This window comes from Bacillus sp. Bvel1 (genome assembly GCF_014872755.1).
Lineage (GTDB): Bacteria > Bacillota > Bacilli > Bacillales > Bacillaceae > Bacillus > Bacillus velezensis.
Genome location: NZ_JAAOBZ010000004.1, coordinates 367,490 through 387,002, shown reverse-complemented (window position 1 = coordinate 387,002; position 19,513 = coordinate 367,490). Strand labels below are relative to the sequence as shown.

18 protein-coding genes and 3 pseudogenes are annotated in these 19,513 nt (G+C 40.2%); 4 read left to right on the top strand and 17 right to left on the bottom strand.

The annotated features are described in order from the left end of the window. Positions 1-82 precede the first annotated feature (82 nt). The 3 genes from HAP68_RS02575 to HAP68_RS02565 all read right to left on the bottom strand — a co-directional run bounded on the left by HAP68_RS02575 (position 83) and on the right by HAP68_RS02565 (position 2,424). Positions 83-1,132 carry a Cfr family 23S rRNA (adenine(2503)-C(8))-methyltransferase gene (locus HAP68_RS02575; RefSeq protein WP_003156095.1) on the bottom strand — a complete coding sequence of 350 codons (1,050 nt, stop codon included), beginning with the start codon at positions 1,130-1,132 and terminating at the stop codon, positions 83-85. Between the two features lie 150 nt (positions 1,133-1,282). Then, the gene (locus tag HAP68_RS02570; RefSeq protein ID WP_003156096.1) at positions 1,283-1,486 is read right to left on the bottom strand and encodes a hypothetical protein; all 204 of its coding nucleotides are present in this window, start codon (positions 1,484-1,486) and stop codon (positions 1,283-1,285) included. A gap of 143 nt (positions 1,487-1,629) precedes the next feature. Next, a complete protein-coding gene (locus tag HAP68_RS02565) occupies positions 1,630-2,424 on the bottom strand; it encodes a dihydrodipicolinate synthase family protein (protein WP_003156098.1) in 795 nt (264 codons plus the stop codon). Between the two features lie 243 nt (positions 2,425-2,667). Here HAP68_RS02565 and HAP68_RS02560 point away from each other — a divergent pair. Then, positions 2,668-2,921 (top strand): annotated as a pseudogene (locus HAP68_RS02560) (hypothetical protein). A gap of 92 nt (positions 2,922-3,013) precedes the next feature. Here the strand turns inward: HAP68_RS02560 and HAP68_RS19475 are convergent. Then, positions 3,014-3,260: pseudogene (locus HAP68_RS19475) on the bottom strand (GNAT family N-acetyltransferase); the annotation flags it as partial. A 173-nt stretch (positions 3,261-3,433) separates the two neighbouring features. Here HAP68_RS19475 and HAP68_RS02555 point away from each other — a divergent pair. Next, entirely contained in the window at positions 3,434-3,775 is a 342-nt protein-coding gene (locus HAP68_RS02555; RefSeq protein WP_003156104.1) for a YxeA family protein, read from the top strand. Between the two features lie 446 nt (positions 3,776-4,221). On the opposite strand, the gene HAP68_RS02550 is transcribed toward HAP68_RS02555, so the two are convergent. Then, the gene (locus tag HAP68_RS02550) at positions 4,222-5,259 is read right to left on the bottom strand and encodes a flavin-containing monooxygenase (RefSeq protein WP_024084936.1); all 1,038 of its coding nucleotides are present in this window, start codon (positions 5,257-5,259) and stop codon (positions 4,222-4,224) included. 62 nt (positions 5,260-5,321) lie between these two features. Then, a complete protein-coding gene (locus tag HAP68_RS02545; RefSeq protein WP_014304426.1) occupies positions 5,322-6,263 on the bottom strand; it encodes a cation diffusion facilitator family transporter in 942 nt (313 codons plus the stop codon). A gap of 194 nt (positions 6,264-6,457) precedes the next feature. On the opposite strand from HAP68_RS02545, the pseudogene HAP68_RS02540 reads away from it, so the two are divergent. After that, positions 6,458-6,761: pseudogene (locus HAP68_RS02540) on the top strand (VOC family protein). Positions 6,762-6,842: 81 nt separating this feature from the next. Here the strand turns inward: HAP68_RS02540 and HAP68_RS02535 are convergent. From HAP68_RS02535 to HAP68_RS02505, 7 genes are all read right to left on the bottom strand, one after another. Further along, positions 6,843-8,189 carry an FAD-binding oxidoreductase gene (locus HAP68_RS02535; RefSeq protein ID WP_003156110.1) on the bottom strand — a complete coding sequence of 449 codons (1,347 nt, stop codon included), beginning with the start codon at positions 8,187-8,189 and terminating at the stop codon, positions 6,843-6,845. Positions 8,190-8,567: 378 nt separating this feature from the next. Beyond that, positions 8,568-8,894 (bottom strand): hypothetical protein, encoded by a 327-nt coding sequence (locus HAP68_RS02530; RefSeq protein ID WP_024084935.1) that lies wholly within the window; start codon positions 8,892-8,894, stop codon positions 8,568-8,570. Between the two features lie 313 nt (positions 8,895-9,207). Continuing rightward, positions 9,208-9,393: a hypothetical protein gene (locus HAP68_RS02525; protein WP_015388652.1), complete on the bottom strand. Its 186-nt coding sequence runs from the start codon at positions 9,391-9,393 to the stop codon at positions 9,208-9,210. A 363-nt stretch (positions 9,394-9,756) separates the two neighbouring features. Then, complete coding sequence (locus HAP68_RS02520) at positions 9,757-10,005, bottom strand: NUDIX hydrolase (protein ID WP_095324161.1); 249 nt, start codon at positions 10,003-10,005, stop codon at positions 9,757-9,759. A gap of 329 nt (positions 10,006-10,334) precedes the next feature. Beyond that, positions 10,335-11,633, bottom strand: a complete 1,299-nt coding sequence (locus tag HAP68_RS02515; RefSeq protein WP_088037521.1) for an MFS transporter — start codon at positions 11,631-11,633, stop codon at positions 10,335-10,337. A 92-nt stretch (positions 11,634-11,725) separates the two neighbouring features. Further along, positions 11,726-13,114 (bottom strand): aminotransferase-like domain-containing protein, encoded by a 1,389-nt coding sequence (locus HAP68_RS02510; RefSeq protein WP_024084933.1) that lies wholly within the window; start codon positions 13,112-13,114, stop codon positions 11,726-11,728. Positions 13,115-13,347: 233 nt separating this feature from the next. Further along, entirely contained in the window at positions 13,348-14,595 is a 1,248-nt protein-coding gene (locus tag HAP68_RS02505; protein WP_024084932.1) for a Zn-dependent hydrolase, read from the bottom strand. A 126-nt stretch (positions 14,596-14,721) separates the two neighbouring features. Here HAP68_RS02505 and HAP68_RS02500 point away from each other — a divergent pair, with 126 nt between their 5' ends. Next, the gene (locus HAP68_RS02500; protein ID WP_003156118.1) at positions 14,722-15,618 is read left to right on the top strand and encodes an AraC family transcriptional regulator; all 897 of its coding nucleotides are present in this window, start codon (positions 14,722-14,724) and stop codon (positions 15,616-15,618) included. A 39-nt stretch (positions 15,619-15,657) separates the two neighbouring features. Here HAP68_RS02500 and HAP68_RS02495 read toward each other — a convergent pair whose 3' ends face one another. The 4 genes from HAP68_RS02495 to HAP68_RS02480 form a co-directional block, all read right to left on the bottom strand. Next, positions 15,658-16,818: a M20 aminoacylase family protein gene (locus tag HAP68_RS02495; protein ID WP_024084931.1), complete on the bottom strand. Its 1,161-nt coding sequence runs from the start codon at positions 16,816-16,818 to the stop codon at positions 15,658-15,660. Between the two features lie 50 nt (positions 16,819-16,868). After that, positions 16,869-18,179 (bottom strand): SLC5/6 family protein, encoded by a 1,311-nt coding sequence (locus HAP68_RS02490; protein ID WP_024084930.1) that lies wholly within the window; start codon positions 18,177-18,179, stop codon positions 16,869-16,871. Between the two features lie 77 nt (positions 18,180-18,256). Continuing rightward, positions 18,257-18,634 carry a RidA family protein gene (locus HAP68_RS02485; protein ID WP_003156121.1) on the bottom strand — a complete coding sequence of 126 codons (378 nt, stop codon included), beginning with the start codon at positions 18,632-18,634 and terminating at the stop codon, positions 18,257-18,259. 136 nt (positions 18,635-18,770) lie between these two features. Beyond that, positions 18,771-19,436: a GntR family transcriptional regulator gene (locus HAP68_RS02480; RefSeq protein ID WP_041482351.1), complete on the bottom strand. Its 666-nt coding sequence runs from the start codon at positions 19,434-19,436 to the stop codon at positions 18,771-18,773. Positions 19,437-19,513: the final 77 nt, after the last annotated feature.

The following is a 19,513-nucleotide window of genomic DNA, read 5'->3' as shown; positions in this document are numbered from 1 at the left end:
GGGTATCTTTTTTTCAATCACAATAACCATTTTATGTTATCAAATGAAATAATATGAAGTCAAACCGAGTTCTGCACCTGATTTATCGGTTCTTATTTTTTTGATAATTTCCATATAATTGTCCGCAAGCAGCATCTATATCAATGCCAAATTGACTTCTGACGGTCACGTTAATTCCTGCTGACTTTAATTTTTTATAGAAGTTTACAACTTGTTTCTCATTTACTTCTTCAAATCTCATAGGTGAACTAACAGTCGGGTTATATCTAATGATGTTTACATGGAACAAGTTCCCTCTCTTATATCTGCTTCTTAAAAGACGTACTACTTCATTCGCATGATCAATAGAATCATTAACTCCCGGCAGCATAATATAAGCAATATAAACTTTTCTTGAGGTCACACGTATATGCTCATCTAATGTGTCCATTACCTCCAATAACGGGAAGCGTTCATTTATCGGCATTAACTTGCTTCGCTGTTCGTTAAAAGGAGAATGTAATGAAAACGTCAGGTTGACCTGCGGATAATCCTGAGTGATTTTTTTAATGCCCGGAATAATACCTATGGTCGAAATAGATAACCGACGAGGGCTTAAAGCAAACAACTCCGGATTTGTAAGCACATGTAAAGCATCAAAAACTTGTACATTCGCTAATGCTTCTCCCATTCCCATAAAAGAAATACTATCAATTGAATGTCCTTTTAAGTGAAAGTACAAAATTTGGTCAGTCATTTCATCTGATGTTAAGCTGCGTTTTAAACCAATATCTCCTGTTGCACAAAATGCACAGCCAAAATGACAGCCGCACTGCGAGGATATACAAAATGACTCCCAGCCAGCTTTATATTTCATATTGACCGTTTCTATTTTTTCGTCTCCTGAAATTTCAAATAAGACTTTTGTTACTTGCTCAGAATGCTGCACTTTTAAAGCAGCAATATTTAAAATTGACTCTCCAAACTCATTCATTAACAATTTTCTCAAGGATTTAGGAAGAACCGTTATTTCATTAAAATGATTTATTCTCCCTTTGAACACAGCATTTTTGATTTGATTCATTCTAAAATCAGGAAACTTATTTTGTTTCAGGAACTCTTGAATTCTTATATACTTGTTTTTTTGTTGCATGTTTTCTCATCCTTCCATAAAACTCTGGTTTGTTTGAGTAAATAGAAGGGAGTGATCATCTAACCTTTTTTTAAAATCAGGCACAAAAAAACACCGACACAATTATCGGTGTTACGCTTAAATAACATCATGCACAAATAAACAAGGACATTATGTCATTGGATTATCGTTTATTTGACATAGAGAAAAAGCACCGATAACTGTTTTTGTATGATGATTTGGCTTAAAAAAGGACAGACTGCTCCCTTTATCCGCCAAGATGTTTCCAATTTTTGCATTTTCACCATACAAAATTCCATAAATCGTTATCATCGCTTTCACCTCTTTCTTGTCAATATTAACAATAATCACCATATCATAAGGGTTCCCTTATGTAAAGTTAAACAAATGCTTACGCCCCCGCTAATGACAGTATTATAAAACTTGCTTATTAAGCCTAATCCAAGTACAGAAAGCGCGCTGATCACATGTTTCACTTATCCGCGACGGAACATTTCTTATATAATGGGTGACCGGCAGCTGCCTGCTTGAATCCCAATCTTCTTATAGTGATTTTTTATATTCATGACAGTATGATGATTTGTCACTTCAGCAATCAGATCGTTTATTCGATCCAGATTAATCGGTTTATTTTCTGATAAGCTGCTGAAGCTTTCTCTGATTTCTTCAGGATAGACATTTCCGGCCATGCTTGACAGGCCGTTACACCCGTTACTCAGCATCTTCGGAAATTCAACGTCTCCTGCCGCAAACAAAATAAAGTGATCAGGGAACTCTGTTTGTTTATGACGCAGAACGTCTCCTCCTTCTTTCAGCCCCCTTATCCCGGGATGCCGGCTTATTAAGTCTTTAAGCGCTTTCTCACTCAGATTAAAACCGGTCCGGCCGGGGTTATTATAAAGCACAGCCTCTTTAGAGGTATGACTGAGAAGTTCGTCAACGTAATAAACGGCTTGCTGCTGTGTCGGTCTTATATAAGGAGGAAAACCAATCAGTACAGAATCAATATTGGTTTTCTCGATGTGTTTCATCAGTTTGACGGCATCACTGGTTCTTACGGCTGAAACACCGAACATCAGTTCAACATCTTCAAATTTTCGCTGATTAACATACTCAATGATCTGAAGACGCTCATCTATGCTGAGTGAATGCTGTTCACCAGTCGTGCCGCATATGAGTAACGAATGGATACCGCTGTTTTTCAAATGTTCGACAATAGCATCAAATCCTTCTAAATATAAACTTTCATCTTCATGAAAAGGCGTAGGGATAGCAACATTAAAATTTCGCATGAGAATGTCCTCCAAGTACATATTCTTGAATATCTGCAGAGTATCATATAACACTGTCTGACATTTAAAAAGGTACAGTTTCAGATAACGCAACATGTCAGATGTAAAGCCGACACAAAAAAAAGCAGGCAAAGAGAGCCTGCTTCATAGCTTCGTCTTACAGCGGCCCATTCTCCGGATGGCTTGACAAATATGAGTAATAAGGCAAACTGATATGAAAATTGTGCTAATGAGGTGGGGTTAATGATTTTAGATTTAAAAGGTGAAACGCACATGGATCATCTTGTGGGAACGCTGTATTCTGCCGTTAATGAAAATGACAGCCGCTTAATATCCATTGTGTCAGACATGTCACAGCAGGAGATTGATTATAAAGGACCAAATCATCAACCATTCAATGGGGAATATGGCATATGGCAGACCATAATAGATATCATCAAGCTCATATTCATCAGCTTCGCAAATGGTATGAAGAGAAACAGAAACTTGGCAGTTAAAGCCGCTTATTAGGAGGAGCAACGATAAATTCATTACAAATGTCTATTTTCACTGACTGCCAATCAATTAAAATGGTCAGACAAAAATCGCTATTACATTTGCAACGTATCTTAATCCGGCCGGCGCAGTTGTAATAAAAAAAGACCGCTTTCCCCTCTTCTTCAACGTAACTGACATCATCATCTTCATTTTTCTTAACATAAGGTTCAGCAAATCGTTCCTCGGTATATTCCACACATTGCTTTCAAATGCAGGTGCAATTCTCCTTGAGACAGCAAATGGTTGTTTGGTTTATTGAATTCTTTCATATTAAAAAATGGAGTCATTTTAATGATCATATCAGTCTCCTTCCAAACGAGATTGCATTTACCCATTATTTGTTATTCTGCAACTGAATCATTATCTTTTATATCAGGAATTCTTACAAAAAAGTAAGGTAAGTGTAAGGTATCCGCATTTATTCGATATGCAGTGTTCATTAGAATAAGAAATATAAAAGGAGTGATGAAGAATGAAAAACATGAGCATTTTCATTATTATATTAGGCTGCCTATCGGTTTTCATATTAGGAGGATGCGCTGATCAAGGCGCCGTGCTGGAAAGCGATTATTACGTACAAATTCACGGAAAAGCGGAAAAAAACAAAAATAATAGCAACTACGTTTACAATTTAGAAGGGTATAACGAGAAAGGTAAGAAAAAGATGGTTTCTTTCTTTGTTGAAAAGCCTTATCAAGAAGGTGACATTGTACGCGTTCCGAGGAGCTATGAGGGTTATACCGGAGAATCTGAAGCTATTAAGGCCGAGAAACTGCCTGAAAAGATCAAAGACCGATTCAACATTGAGAAATAACAGCGAGTTGAGCAGATATTTAAGTCTGCTCTCAATTTTTTACGACAGGTTCATTCGAATGCAAAATGCAGGATGGCTCCTTGGGCCACTTCTACATAAAAGATTGTGCAAATTAAGCACACCCTCCCCATTTTCTTTTTTTGGCTGGTTACAACTATCGGAAGTGACATTGACAATTCTTCTATGGTCCCAAGTAATTAATGAACTCTATAGTGGGCGGATACGTATACGGCGGGGTTTGCAGTTTTTTAACTTCTTGTTATTTGAGCTATTTCGACTTTTACTTGAAAGAATTAAATTAGAGAGTCTGAACGAGGAGTGAAGCACGCGCTCCATGTGAATCCATTTAGTTCAAACTGAATATGCGCGGACTAAAATAGTTGCACTGATGGACGTATTCAACACAAAAAAGAGCAGTAAACCCGTAAGTTACTGCTCTCCTCAGTCTATCCGCCGTTCATTTGTTTTACAATGTATTCAGCATCATTTCCTACACCTTGAAGCAGCGCTGAACCTCGCCTATGCTGCCAAGGCAAACCAATAAAGTACAATCCCTCCGCAGCTGAAACACCCCGGTGATGTATAATTCGGCCTTCCTTATCCAAAACACCTTCTATTTTCATCCACCAAAGCGGATTCTTAAAACCAGTTGCCCAAATAACATTGTTTACTTCTAATGAAGATGAATCTTTAAAAATGACTTCATTTTGCTTTCCGGCTATGACTCTTTGTTTTAAGATGATCTTCTTCTGTCTTATTGCATGTTTTAATTCATACCCAAATATGGGGTCGCCTTTCTTTTGAATGAACTTGCCTAATATTGATGTATGACTTGCATGTAAAACTCCTAATTTATCAAACCACCAAAAGATGCTTCTTTTTCCAATCCATAAAGGGAAATAAACCGGTTTTTTACTGCAAGCCAAATATGTAACTCTTTCTTTGGATAACTCAACAGCTATCTGAGCCCCGCTATTCCCGCCGCCGACTACCAGTACATTCCCAGGCGCCAGTTGTTTTGAATGTTTATATTGTGAAGAATGTAATTGACGAATATGACCGGCTACATCTTTTGATATTGATGGAATGTTAGGGGTATGAAAAGGACCTGCGGCCACCACCAGATTCTTCGTTTGATATTCTTCCCGGTTTGTTTTAATTAAGAAATAGTTGTTTAATTTTTGGACACTTATTACTTCTGTCCGTAATCGGATCGGGATTTCAAATCTTTCAACATATTTTTTCAGATAAGCAGCAATTTCATTTTTTGAAGGGAGTCCATGCTGGTCTCCTTCAAGCTGCATTCCCGGCAAAGAGCTGTACATTCGAGAAGTAAATAAGACCAATGAGTCATACCGGTTTTTCCAGCTTTCCCCCACTTCATGACTTTTATCTAAAATGATAAACTTTTGTTTCGACTTCCTTAGATAATATCCTACTGAGATTCCTGCCTGACCGGCTCCGATTACTATCGTGTCGTACATATGAATCCCCCCTCCGGTTTTATCTTAATTGTCAGCAGACAAAGTGAGTCCCTATCTCCTCCTTAATGATGATGATGGTCACGCGGATTCTCAGTTTGGGCCTGACAAAGAATCGTATTGTCGTGATTATGCGCTGCCGTTTCCATTTGAATGGTTACATGTGTAATGCCTTGATCTCCAAGTTCATGTTCAATTTTGCGTAAAATACTTTCACTTTCAGAAATGGTCAGCTGATCGTTAACAACAGCGTGGCAGGAAAGAGCATTCAATCCGCTTGTGATAGACCATATGTGCAAATCATGAATGCTTTGAATTCCTTCTGTCTCTTCAATTGTATGAATGATGTCAGTGACATCGATATTTTCCGGAGTTCCTTCCATTAATACGTGAATGGAGTCTTTCGTCACATGGTAACCGCTTCTCAGCACAAGAATAGCCACAATGACACTGGCCACTGGATCTGCCCAGCTCCACCCGAAGAAGATGATAAGGATCGCAGCCAGTATGGCACCTACAGATCCGAGCATGTCACTTATCACATGTAAGTAAGCTCCTCTAATGTTCAGGTTATTCTTTGTATCTCCGCCGTTCAGCATAATCCAAGCGACCAATATATTCACAGCTAACCCGATGATACTTATCGTCAGCATGCCGGTTGTTGCTATCTCCGGCGGATGAGAGAAACGTTTGATTGCTTCATAAATGATATAAAGGGAAATCAGTATTAATGCAACACCGTTGATCACAGCTGCAAGAATTTCAAATCGTTTGTAGCCGAATGTCTTATGATGACTTGCCTTTTTTTCGGCCAATTTAAAAGCAATCAGAGCAACCATTAATGAGATTGAATCACTCAGCATATGGCCTGCATCTGACAAAAGCGCTAAACTATTGGTTAAAAATCCGCCTATCGCTTCTATTATCATATAACCTGTAATCATGATAAAAGAGATCAATAAAACCTTCTTATTGGATCCGCCAGCATGATTGTGATTGTGACCCATAAAAATCTCCTCCTTATCTAATACGCTGTATTTATTATTTCTTTTCTGCTATGAAGCATTCTAACATGGACACAAAAATAACCATATATGATTATGTGCTCATATATGAATATATAGGTTCTTTACTGAAATGTCAAAATATTTTCAATGAAAATGTTTCTTATCATTAGCTTAGCTTGGGAGGTTGCATTGCTATGAAGCCGCGGATTACAGTAATTACTTTAGGCGCAGATAATTTAGAAAAATCGCTGCACTTCTATCGGGATGGCTTGGGTCTGCCTACAGAATACAGAAGGAACAGCCGGTACAGATTTGGACGACTTGCAAACGGGACTGAAACTTGCCCTCTGGGACCGCAAAGACATCGCACATGAATCAAACGTTACGATAACTGCTCCCGCTCATGATACTTTTTGGGGCGGATACGCCGGTCACTTCCAAGATTCCGACGGGTACTTGTGGGAAATTGTTTGGCATCCTAACTGGGAATATAAGTAAATAACCAACTTTTATAGCAACAATAAAAACACACCTGAATGTTCTGGTGTGTTTTTTATTTTGTTTCCCACAACGATCAAACTATTTATACGATGGCGGGATGCTTTGCGGAAAACGGAATACATTTTCGGGATCGTATTTCGCCTTTATTCTTTGAAGCCTTGCAAAGTTTGAGCCGTAATATGCTTTTCCGAAGTTCTCGATATTTTGATCCGGAACATTCACATAAGAACCTGTTACATATGGTTTCATCAGCTGACGCACTCTTTCAACTGATGCAAGATTCGAAGCTTCTTGTGATTTATTTTTCCAACTGGCCGTCCATTCCGTATAAAATAACGGACGGCGCCAATAGAAGGCTGTTTCACTGCTTGGAACTCTGCTTATCGCACCGCCCCAATTGATAAAAAAGAAATTGGTTTCTGTCCCAGTCGCTTTTTCTAAAAATTGTCTCATTACTGCAATAGGTTCTTCCGGCCAAAGATTGAGCGCCCACGCCGAGGAGAATTTAACACTCTGATCAGACCTGCCGGGAATCGGTTCATCAGGATCTAAGAAATCTATACAATCCGGATAGTATAGTGTTTTGATTACTGTTTGTGCCGGCGTTCCGGCATTTAATAAAGGTTTTAATAATTGAATCAGCTCCGGTTTTGACCCGAGGAACAATCCTTCCGCATGGCACAAACCATTTACTTTGCTGTAAATCTCAAGGTAGCATCCTAATCGTTCGTCTGTAAACGGCGCCCATTTTTGCCATGCTTTGAATACCGTTTCTAACTGTTCCCACGGCCAAATAATATTAAAGACGGTTGCGGTTTTAGGGGCACGGTGAACTTTGAACGTATATTGGGTGTTATATCCGAAATTGCCTCCTCCGCCGCCTCTGGAAGCCCACAGTAAATCTTCATTGCGGGAATGATTTGCTTGAATGATCCTGCCTTTGGCATCTACCATTTTCAGTGCGAGAAGGTTATCACTTATCAGGCCGATCGATCGTGAAAGCACTCCAAATCCGCCTCCCATCGTGATTCCTCCGATTCCGACGGTTGGACTGTCTCCGAACGGGGCCATAAAACCTTCCCGAGCTAAACCTTTTACAAGCGGGCCGACGTGAATGCCGGTTTGAACGGTTGCCACCGCGTTTTTTTCATCTAAGAAAACGTTATTCATGTCACTCACATCAATAACAATCCCATCACTTACCGTGGAAAGATTTTTATCCAGAGCATGGCGGCCGCTTCTGACACGCAAAGGCACATTCTTCTCACGAGCCCATTTAATAGCATTACTTACATCGTATGAATTTTGCGCAAAAACAAAGACAAGCGGACAGACATCAACATAAGGGTTCCAATTCTTAACCGCCTCTGTATAGCCGGGGTCCCCTTTGAAGATGACACGTCCCGTTAACTGTGCTGATCCCATCTATTTCACTCCCAATAAGCATTTGATTCCCATACCAGTATATGTAGGAATTGGACAAATTCTTAGACAGATGTTCTGCAAACTTAAAAATAGATACATATACGCGAAGATGAGAAAAAACAAAAAAAAGACAAGTGCGGCAACCTGCCGAAACTCTTGTCTCTCCTGCCATGATAGGCACTTACATTTATTGGCGTGATATCCCGACCAAACTATGGAAGTCCATAGAACATTATGTTTGCCCTGCCATGCGTGGTTCTGCTGAGCAATCTTTCTGTTTGATCCCCCGACAAGAATCTTTTTCTTTATCGTTTTTGCACCCCTGTACGGATAAAATCAATACACATTGAATCTTATCTTTTACATGATGAAAAGCTCTTATTTTTTCTTCTTGTGCTTACGTTTGCAATCATGTTTTTTCTCTTTCTTATGACGTTTTTTACATTTCGCTTTTGCTTTGGCTGCTAATTTTGCCGCTTCTACCTTTGCTTCAGCTGCTGCTTTTGCTGCTTCTGCCGCTCTGGCTCTTGCTTCTTCCGCTCTTGCTATGGCTTCTTCCGCTCTGGCTCTCGCTTCTGCTTCTCTTGCCGCTTCCGCTCTTGCATCGTCGTCCGCCATATCAAAATCATGGCCAAGGTCACAGGCCTCGTTGTATGGCTTTTTCTTCTGGAAGTACTGTTGATCGTCACCATCGTTATAATACATTACGCCACTCCTTCTCTCATTTTTTAATCTCTACATACTATGTAAAGAAAGATCTGCAGCTTGGACTGGTATTTTGATGAACCGGCACATTTTTAGGGCAATTTTCATTTATCATTGCAACAGAATCTGGATGCCTGCATGAAACTTGAATGATTTTGACGATTATCTTAAGCAGCGTAAAAAGGGAGACTACGAAAAAACCAAGGGGTTAAACCCTTGGTTTTTTTGTAAAAATGATAAAAAGGATGCTGCACGCTGCAGCATCCTTCTGTACCAACTTTTTATTGAACGATTGGAAAGTATTTTTTAGCTTTTAGTTTGCTTGCTGTGTTTGTTTTACTGGTTCTTTGCTAAAAAGTCCGACAATGTTCCACAAGATAATAGCAGCAGCTATGATTACACGAGCCGTACTGACTTCTTGATTAGTAAACAATTTATAGCCATATATTGATCCCAATGCTGCTATGCAAAAAATATTGAACCATTTACTCCAACGCAATTAGAAAACTCCTTATAAAAGATTACATTTCCAAACAATATATTATAATATTAACAAATTTTTTCAATATTTAACCTTAAATTATTCTTAAGTGTCGTTCAAGTAAAAATCATTATTACTATTTTGTTTTTTCCTTGAAGAACGAGTACCTTACCCCTTCACCCTCCACAACCATTAATCAAAGTACGGGATTATCAGTATATTGTTCCCTGATTGTTATACAGCGCATTTCCTTTCATAAGCTTTTTAATCCCTTCGGTGTAATAAGGCAATCGTTGACTTGCCTGTTCAATATCAACCCATTCTATTTTCAATATTTCTTGAGCATTTTTAATCCCTTCTTTCCCTCCTGTAACTTTTGCTTCAAATGAAAAAATATATGGCGTGATGATTTCTCTTTATAAATTTCGCTTCATTAACAGCTAGTATATTCCCAATTTCAACTTCCAGCCCTGTTTCTTCATATACCTCACGTACAGCTGCTTCTATTAGATTTTCATTAAGCTCAACTTTTCCGCCCGGAAGTGACCAATGCCCCTCATGATTATCTGCCATTACTATCTGATTGAACTCATTTCTGATCAATGCGTATACAACTTTAACTTCTTCCACATGACTCTCCTTTACTAAAAATATTTTTAACCGCTTATTTATTTTCCGTATATTTACTATAAAGAATATAAAGGGATATAACAGCTATTTTTTGTAATACATCAAACTTACAACCGTTCAAACGCATCATTTGTATCGTTTTAGAACCTTTTTTAAAAACGACAGTCTATTGAGCAGAGCAAATAAGAGTAAACTTTAAAAATAAAAGAGAACATAAAAAATACCAAAGGCCGTTACACCCTTGGTATCATTGAGATGCAGCCGGGAGGACTTACGCTTCATGGGTTTTTCAACCACGGGAGCCTCGCACTGCTTTTAAACATAAGATACTATTCCTTACTTCCAAGCGACCATATCACCACCGGGATTAATAATAACGATAATATCCCTCCGCCAAGTGATAATGTCAGGTAACCGGCACCTGCTACGACCATTCCGGACAATGCTCCGCCGGCGGCTCCGGACAACGCAATCAAAACATCCACAGTACCTTGGGTTTTAGCCCGTGTTGACGTTTCAGTTGAATCAACAATCAGTGCCGTTCCGCTTATCAAACCAAAATTCCATCCTAACCCGAGCAAAGACAGAGCAATGACCATAAGAATCATAGAATCTCCCGGTGCAAATGCTGATATGAGCCCTGCCAAAAGCAGCGTCATTCCGGAAGATACAGCCATTACAGTACGGCCTAATTTATCCGCAAGCACACCTGTCACCAAAGAAGGGAGATACATGGCGCCTATATGAAAACCGATAACAAGACCTACCGCTCCTAAGCCATGGCCGTGATGTCTCATATGGACCGGTGTCATTGTCATAATAGCAGTCATTACAATTTGAGTAAGAATCATAACCGCCGCACCCGCAATAATACCTTTTTTGTTCTCTGTGTGTTCGTCGGCGGTCACTTGTCCTCTATCATCAGGTGTTTGGCCGGCAATTTCTATTGTTCTTGCTATGACTAAAGGGTCAGGACGTAGCATGATGAAAAGAGTAACACCTGCCAACATATATGCTGCCGCCGCTAAAATGAATGGACCCGCCAGTGACGGAACACCAATGGAGCGAGCGAAGTTCCCCATTACATTCACTAAATTCGGGCCTGCAACGGCACCGAATGTGGTAAAAACCATAGTCATACTGACAGCAGTCGCCCGCTGTTTATGATTTGCCAAGTCCGTACCCGCATAACGGGCCTGCAGATTTGTCGCTGTTCCCGCACCATAAATAATCAAAGAAGCAAACAGCAGAAACACACTATTTAAAATAGCCGCAATGATGACTCCTATCGCTCCCAGTCCGCCAATCATAAATCCGGCTGAAAGACCTGTCCGGCGGCCGTAACGCTGAGAAAGCCTCCCCACAAATAACGCGGCGCCTGCTGATCCTAAGGTAAATAAAGCAGAGGGCACACCGGCAAACGCATCTGTACCAAGCATTTGCTGTGCAATAAGCGCACCGACAGTCACTCCGGCCGCCAACCCTGCGCCGCCGAAAATTTGTGAAAGACTGACGACAAACAAAGTACGCTTATATAATCTTTTTTGTTTATCAGAAGAACCTATGAATTGCTCCAATAATGCCGATTGAGTATCTGACCCTTTTGCACTGTCTTTGTGAAGCATAATCCGACCTGCCTTTCTATAACCTCCAACAGATTTGGATTATCATAACACGCACAAAAAAACCATACAATATAGTAATTGTATGGCGGACAATATTAGATAAGCTCATCCAGCAGGCGTTTAAGAATCAGCAGTCCCTGCTCAAGCTCCCCAAGCGTTTTCGGTGCACAGACAGACACCCTTACAGCCCTTTCCGGACAACTGTTCCCGACGACAAAACGTTCAGCCGCGTATACTTGCACTCCATGCTGTGCGGCTGATTTTTCAAATGCAGCACCTGTCATATTTCCGGGTAACAGCAACCATCGAAAGATTCCCGTCTCAGCACCTGCACACGTATAGCCGTTTAAATATTGATCGATCATTTTGTTTCTGCGAATAGTCTGTTCACGATGACTGTCAATTAAGATTTCAAATTGATTCGATACGATTGTGCGTGCAGTGAGTTCTGCTAACAGCGGGGAAACGGTTATATTTAAATTGTAAAGCGCCTTTGAAATCGGCTCCTTATATTGACTCGGGACGGCGACATACGCCATCCTTAACCCTGGTGCCAGTGATTTTGATAAACCGGCAATGTGAATGACCTGTTCCGGTGCAAATGATGCGATTGCCGGAAGCGGATTCTTGCCAAGAAGATGGTACGAGGCATCTTCAATAATGAATCGGTTATATTTTTTTGCGATTTTCGCGATCATTTTTCGATTCTCAACAGACATAAAGGACGCTGTCGGATTATGATAATCCGGGATGAGGTAGATGCCTTTAATATTTTCATTTTTACACGCGTACTCAAATGAGACAGGGCTCATTTCATTGTTCTCTGATTTGATCGGCACAATTTGCACACTCAGCATTGAAGCGGCCGTTTTCAAGCCTGGGTATGTATGGTGATCAACTCCAATGCGGTCACCCGGTTTACAAAGACTCGCCAATGCCGCGGCAATCGCATTTTGCCCGCCGTTTGCAAATAAAATGTGATCAACGGACGTTTCAAATCCGCCTCTTCGAATCAGCTTAACAGCCGCATCTTTATGCCAAAGACTTTCACCCGTCCGGCCATAGCCAAACCACTTTTCATAATCTTCCTCTTGCAGCATACTTTTCAGCTGGAGCAGCAGCGGCTCATAAGAAGCCTGATCCGGAAGCGTCGCCCCCATTTCAATCAGATGCTTCGGCTTTGTATCCTCCAGCAGATACGCATTCGATAACGCATCATAAGCAACAAATGTCCCGCTCCCGACAGAGGCACTCAGCAGACCCTTTAACTCGCAGACTTTAAAAGCCTTTGAAATGGTGCTTACATTTAAATCCAAAAAATCAGCCAGTTCTCTCTGAGGAGGCAGTTTGGTTCCGGGTAATAAAACTTCTTGTAATATATCCTGTTCTAATTTCTCTGCAATCGCTTTATAAATGGGTTTTTCCGTTTTATCAATCGCCGGCTTCCAGCTCATCGGATAGTTTTCAAAAGAATTGATCGGCATGATATGCATCCTTTTTCATTCAATTATATGATCACACCGTTTATAAAACAATTTTAACAGACGCAAAAGTTGACATAAAAAAAGCCAAAGGCGGTTAAACCTTTGGCATGATTGATACGCCGGGAAAAATTGAACTTTCATCAGAGATATCAATGATGAGAAGGGCTTTTCTGTACGACACTCTCTATCTTCACTCTTTATCTCGATTTGTATTCCTTGATGTTCCCGTTTCCTTAGTTAGAAGAAAGATCACTAACGACATCTAATAATACATTGACACCTGCAGCCAAGTCATGATCTTTCGTGTATTCTTCAGGATTATGGCTGATCCCCTCTATACTGGGAACGAAAATCATAGCCGTCGGACAGATGCGGGCCATCATTTGTGCATCGTGCCCGGCACCGGATGTCATCCGTTTTGACTCCAGTCCGCGTTTATTGGCAGCCCGCTCAATTAATGCAACAATGTTTTTATCAAATACAACGGGATTGAAACGGACTAATTGTTCAGATGTGATAGATACGTTTTCAGCCTCTTCCAAATCTTTCAGGTAATCGTCCAGTGCTGATTCTTCTTCTTGAAGTCTCTTTTCGTCCGGATCTCGCAAATCAACTGTAAGTGCTGCCAATGATGGAATGACATTGATAGCATTTGGCTCAAAACTGATTGTTCCGACCGTGGCGACAGTTTGGCCGTTAGACATATTGGCACGTTTGCGCAAATACGTTATGATTTGTGCGGCTGCATGCCCGGCATCCTGACGCATATCAGTCGGAGTTGTCCCGGCATGATTTGAAACGCCTTGAACCGTTATACGCTTCCAGGAAATCCCTTGCAAATTCTCAACGGCACCGACCGGAATGCCTGTTTTGTCTAAAATCGGCCCCTGCTCAACATGGAGCTCAATAAAGGCGTGCGGTGTTAAAAAGCCGGGCTTTTCTGTTCCCTCATATCCTATACGTTTAAGTTCTTCACCCAGTTTCGTCCCATCCGTACCGCGGGTCTGAAGCGCCTTTTCTAAAGAAAGTCCTCCGGCGAATACGAGTGATCCCATCATATCTGGAGTATATCGCACACCTTCCTCATTGGTAAAAGCCGCCATGACAATCGGACGCTCCGGTTTGAAGCCGGACTCCTTTAAAGCGTTTATGACTTCAAGTCCCGAAATAACCCCGTAACATCCATCGTAAATACCCGCGTTGATGACCGTGTCGATATGAGAGCCGATCATAATGGGCGCATCATTATTCTGATCAGAACCGTACCATACCCCGAAAATATTTCCGATTTTATCAATCATAACCTCTAAGCCTGCTTCTTCCATCCATGTTACCAATAAGTCCCGTCCCGCCTTATCTTCATCGGAAGCAGCTAACCTTGTGAGTCTGTCATTGCGGTCACGTCCGATTTCACCAAGCTCCTTAAGACGGCTGAGTAAACGTTCAGAATTAATGTAAAGGTTCACATGTTCAGATGCCATTTTGCATTCCTCCCTGTACTGAGTCAATCGCTTCATAGATATAACAATAATGTTATGATATATGAGAATTCATCATCTTAATACCAATATTGGATTTAAAAATATAAGTATATTGAGGTGTTTAACATGCAAACGCAAAACTTTCTGATGGATGACAGTCTGCAAGATTTGACGAAACACCATACAATTGTTATGCCGGTTGCTTGCTATGAAAAAACCATTAAGAACCATTTGCACGGATATATTCCCCTTCATTGGCATGATGAAATTCAATTCGTGCTTATAATAAAAGGAGAAGCGCTGTTCCAAGTAAATGAGGAATGGGTGGTTGTCCGTCAAGGCGACGGGCTGTTTATTAACAGCGGCTGCCTGCATATGACAAAGGAGCATGGCAGTTCAGATTGTCTTTATATCTGTTTAAATGTCTCCCCGCATTTCGTTTTATCACAGGAACTCTACACGACCTATGTAAAACCTTTGATTCACGCAACGAATGTCCCTTACTTATATATCCACGCAGACGACCCTTTAGAAAAAAATATTCTGAATGCTGTATTAGAGATCCACAAATGCATCGAGCAAAAATCACCCTTTTATGAAATAGATATCACGATGAAACTTACGTCTGTTTGGAAACACTTAATCGCCAATTGCTTCCACCTTGAATGTATCGAAACAGAATGGTTGAAGAACCAAAGGATGAAGAATATGCTGAGCTGGATCCATCAGCATTATGCTGAAAAAATCACATTGGAGGATATTGCGAAAGCCGGGCAGCTAAGCCGTTCTGAGTGCTGCCGCTATTTCAAGCGCTTTTTAAAATGTTCTCCGTTACACTACGTTATAGATTACAGAATTCAAAAAAGCTTATATTTATTGCAGCAAAGAGATGCGAGTGTGACAGACATTTCTTATCAAGTTGGTTTTAACAGCACAAGTTATTTCATCAGCAGGTTCAGACATGCCATGAAGATGACGCCGCTGGCTTATAAAAAACAAAAAAACAAAGAAAGACAGCACTGACTGATTCAGTAATTGCTGTTTTTCTTTGTTTCATGTGTTTTAGGATAAGCGAATTTTAACTAATTCCGCAAAATACGCTGCACCGGTTAAAAGAATGTCATCATTAAAATCATATGACGGGCTGTGTAATGGAATATGGCCCTTTTGATCATGCTCATCCCCATTGCCAAGAAAAACAAATACACCGGGAACCTTCTCTAAAAAAGCCGAGAAATCTTCTGAAATCATCATCTGATTTATGTTAGAAGTGACATTCTCTTTTCCGGCTGTTTTGGCAGCAGCTTCAACAGTAAACCCGACATATTCTTCCCAATTCGTCGTTGGAGCAAATTCATGTGTATACTCAAACTGACACTCCGCACCATGCATCTCACAAATCCCGGTACTGATAGTCCTCATTTTTTCTTCGAGAAAACGTCGGATGTCAGGAGAATAACTCCGCGTATCACCTTTGATTTCCACATAAGTCGGAATCGCATTCCTCACCCCGTCTGTTACGATTTCCGTACAGGATATAACGGCAGGAACGCTTGGATCTAAATTTCTGGACACAATAGTCTGTAAGGCGAGAATAATTTGCGACGCTATGACCAATGGATCAATACTCATATGAGGGCGGGCTGCATGAGCGCCTTTTCCTTTAATCCGGATGACAAAGTTATCTTCACCGGCCATAATTCCCCCGGGGCGGGTTGCAAAAGTACCCGCCGGCAATCCAGGCATATTATGCAATCCGTAAATTTCATCGAGCGGAAATTGTTCAAAAAGTCCATCCTCAATCATAGCCCTCGCACCCTTGCCCGGTTCTTCCGCCGGTTGAAAAATAAAACACACGGTGCCGTTAAAATGTTGTCTTTCACTCAATATTTTAGCTGTCCCAAGAAGGATTGCCATATGTCCGTCATGACCGCAGGCATGCATTTTCCCTTTATTTTTAGACACATACGAATGATCTGCTGCTTCAGTGAAGTGTAATGCGTCCAGTTCCGCTCTGATTCCTATAACCTTTGATCCTTCTCCCGCTTTTAAGGTGGCGACTATACCTGTTCCGCCCAGACCCAAACAAACGCTTACTCCCATTTTTTTTAATTCTTCAGCAATATACGCTGAGGTCATGTGTTCTTCAAAAGCTGTTTCAGGTATCATATGGAGGTCATGTCTCCATTTTATTAATTGATCTTTCATTGTGATATCATTCATAAAGACCACTCCAATATAAACATTAAATAGAAAGCGTTTACAAAAAATAATTAAAATAAAGCAAAAATAATTGCCGAAACAGTGATGACACCAATAATCGTAACAAAAACATTACTGATTTTATTTCGATACATTTTTAATACTGGCAGCTTACGAATGGCATACATAGGGAGCAGCAATAGAATAACAGCCCCTATCGGTCCGCTGATGCTTTCAATGATGCCTAGAATACTTGGGTTGATATAAGCTATTAGCCAGCAAGTGACAAACATAAAAAACAGAATGATAAAATCTGTTTTTTTCTTATTATTTCTTGATGGAAAAACCTCAACAATGATATCCCGCATGGCCTCGTAGGCTCCTATATAATGTCCTAAAAAGGATTTCGTAATTGCGACAAATGCGATAATCGGGGAAAGACAAGCAATAAACACTGAATGAAAATGGTTGGCGAGATAAGTGAGAATTGAGATGTTTTGTTTCTTTGCCATAGCAAGATCTGCCGGCGACAAACTGAATACACAGCTGTATACAAAAAATAAAACAGTAAGTATCATCAATATATAACTGTATTTTTGTATTTGAGCACATTTATCATCAGCAAATTTGTCTCCATAACACTGCCTTTGAGCTACAACGAATGGTGAAATCATTGAATAATGATTAAATGAAAGCACCAGGACAGGGAATGTCATCCATACCGTCATGAACATCCCTTGTCCTGATCCGGATAATGATAAGTGTGTGACATCCAAAATGGCTGTATTCCATTTAGGTATCAGATAGATCCCCATCAAACATAACGAACCTATAAATGGATAAACTAACAAACTCATAGTCTTCATGACCGCATCCTGACCAAAACGCACGATAAACAGTAATCCTGCTATCAGAAATCCGGCAGTTAAACCCCTTGGCGGCTCTGACATGTTCATTTGATTCACAATAAAGCTTTGAGCTGTATTTGTAATGGCAACTGAATACATTAACAGGATGCTGTAAATCGCAAGAAAATAAATGACAGTGAATACTCTTCTTGCTTTCGCTCCAAAGTATTCTCCTGTCACCGCTAAAATCCCGTCTGTTGCAGAACCTGCTGATAAAACAAATCTGGCCAAAGCTCTGTGAGAAAAGTACGTAATCGGAAAAGCCAGAACAGTGATGATCATCAGAGGCAGAATGCCCCCTATTCCCGCATTAATTGGCAAAAAAAGCACGCCCGCGCCTATTGCTGTGCCAAACAGGCCTAAGACCCAAATTGTATTTTGCCTGCACCATTTAGCCGGATCTTCATAAGAGGCATTATTCGATGAAGAACTCCGGCACCGCACATCCACATCCTGTTCTATAGACATATTTATCCTCCCGAAAAAAGAATGTCATGCTCTGGAATATCACGAATTACCATGAAGTCGGGCAGCTTTTCACTCGTATATATTTATCCGGAATACGCGATGACTTCAATTTCAATCTGTACATCTTTAGGCAACCGGCTTACTTCAATTGTGGATCTCGCAGGACGATGGTCTCCAAGATATTTACCATATTCCTCGTTAACAGCTTGAAAATCACCTAAATTTTTAAGAAAAATAGTCGTTTTCACTATATTTTCAATTTTTAAATCCTCTGATTTCAGAATGGATTCAATATTTTTTAAAACTTGAATCGTTTGTTCCCTAATATCAGCCGGAACTTCATCCGTGTTTGGATTAACAGGAAGCTGTCCTGATAAAAATAAAAAATCTTGTACTTTAATGCCTTGAGAATAAGGTCCGATCGCTTTTGGTGCTTTTTCTGTGAAAACTGCTTTTAACATAATAATCACCTTCTCCTTATTGATATAAGATTCAAAATATTCTTCACAAAAAACTGAATTGCTTTCAGTTAAGAGTAATATATCACATATCTCATATTAGTCAAATGAAAAATTCATAAAAAAACCTGACGAGTTGTCAGGCTTTTAATTGGCTGTTTAAAATGATTCGAGTCAGACTGTTTTCCCAATTACTCCTTATGGCATTCAGTCCTTGTTTAAGATCTTTATTCCTCATTGCGTCTAATATTTGATAGTGTTCACTGCAGGATGCATTCATTGCGTGATTTTGACTGAAATACCGAATTTCAATTCTCTGTATTTTCGTTTTTTGTCCTTGCAGTAATTTCTGCAGTTCAGTATTATTTGAGACTTCAATGATCTTTTGATGAAAGGCATTATCCAATTCCAGCGCTTTTACCTTATCATCCATCTCCATGATTGCATTCATTTGCTTATTTAATTTTTCCATCTCGTTTATATGATCTTGCGTAAATCTTGAAAGTGCCTGTTCAAAAGCGAGACACTCGAGAGACCAAACGACCGAGTAAACCTCTTTCGCATTTTCCAGGTCAATAGGTGCTACCACTGTCCACCGATTGGCTTTCGTTATGACAAGACCTTCATTTTCAAGCTGAAGCAGCGCCTCCCGGACCGGCGTGCGGCTGATTCCGAGTGTCTCAGATAGATCTTGATTTCTCAGTCTTTCTCCCGGCTCAAGCTTACCTGTTATAATCCACTCTCTCAGAAACTGATAAGCTTCAACTTTCATAAATGTTCGTTTTAATTGGTGCTGTTGGTTCATTGTCACGTTTCCACCTCTTTAAAACATCATTTTACATGTAATATACCACATTTCAGTATATCGTTTGCGAAAAAGAA

Bases quoted from the DNA above. Each gene is read 5' to 3' on its own strand.
- HAP68_RS02575 (WP_003156095.1), bottom strand. From the start codon at position 1,132: ATGCAACAAAAAAACAAGTATATAAGAATTCAAGAGTTCCTGAAACAA.
- HAP68_RS02570 (WP_003156096.1), bottom strand. From the start codon at position 1,486: ATGGTGATTATTGTTAATATTGACAAGAAAGAGGTGAAAGCGATGATA.
- HAP68_RS02565 (WP_003156098.1), bottom strand. From the start codon at position 2,424: ATGCGAAATTTTAATGTTGCTATCCCTACGCCTTTTCATGAAGATGAA.
- HAP68_RS02555 (WP_003156104.1), top strand. From the start codon at position 3,434: ATGAAAAACATGAGCATTTTCATTATTATATTAGGCTGCCTATCGGTT.
- HAP68_RS02550 (WP_024084936.1), bottom strand. From the start codon at position 5,259: ATGTACGACACGATAGTAATCGGAGCCGGTCAGGCAGGAATCTCAGTA.
- HAP68_RS02545 (WP_014304426.1), bottom strand. From the start codon at position 6,263: ATGGGTCACAATCACAATCATGCTGGCGGATCCAATAAGAAGGTTTTA.
- HAP68_RS02535 (WP_003156110.1), bottom strand. From the start codon at position 8,189: ATGGGATCAGCACAGTTAACGGGACGTGTCATCTTCAAAGGGGACCCC.
- HAP68_RS02530 (WP_024084935.1), bottom strand. From the start codon at position 8,894: ATGTATTATAACGATGGTGACGATCAACAGTACTTCCAGAAGAAAAAG.
- HAP68_RS02510 (WP_024084933.1), bottom strand. From the start codon at position 13,114: ATGCCGATCAATTCTTTTGAAAACTATCCGATGAGCTGGAAGCCGGCG.
- HAP68_RS02505 (WP_024084932.1), bottom strand. From the start codon at position 14,595: ATGGCATCTGAACATGTGAACCTTTACATTAATTCTGAACGTTTACTC.
- HAP68_RS02500 (WP_003156118.1), top strand. From the start codon at position 14,722: ATGCAAACGCAAAACTTTCTGATGGATGACAGTCTGCAAGATTTGACG.
- HAP68_RS02495 (WP_024084931.1), bottom strand. From the start codon at position 16,818: ATGAATGATATCACAATGAAAGATCAATTAATAAAATGGAGACATGAC.
- HAP68_RS02485 (WP_003156121.1), bottom strand. From the start codon at position 18,634: ATGTTAAAAGCAGTTTTCACAGAAAAAGCACCAAAAGCGATCGGACCT.
- HAP68_RS02480 (WP_041482351.1), bottom strand. From the start codon at position 19,436: ATGAACCAACAGCACCAATTAAAACGAACATTTATGAAAGTTGAAGCT.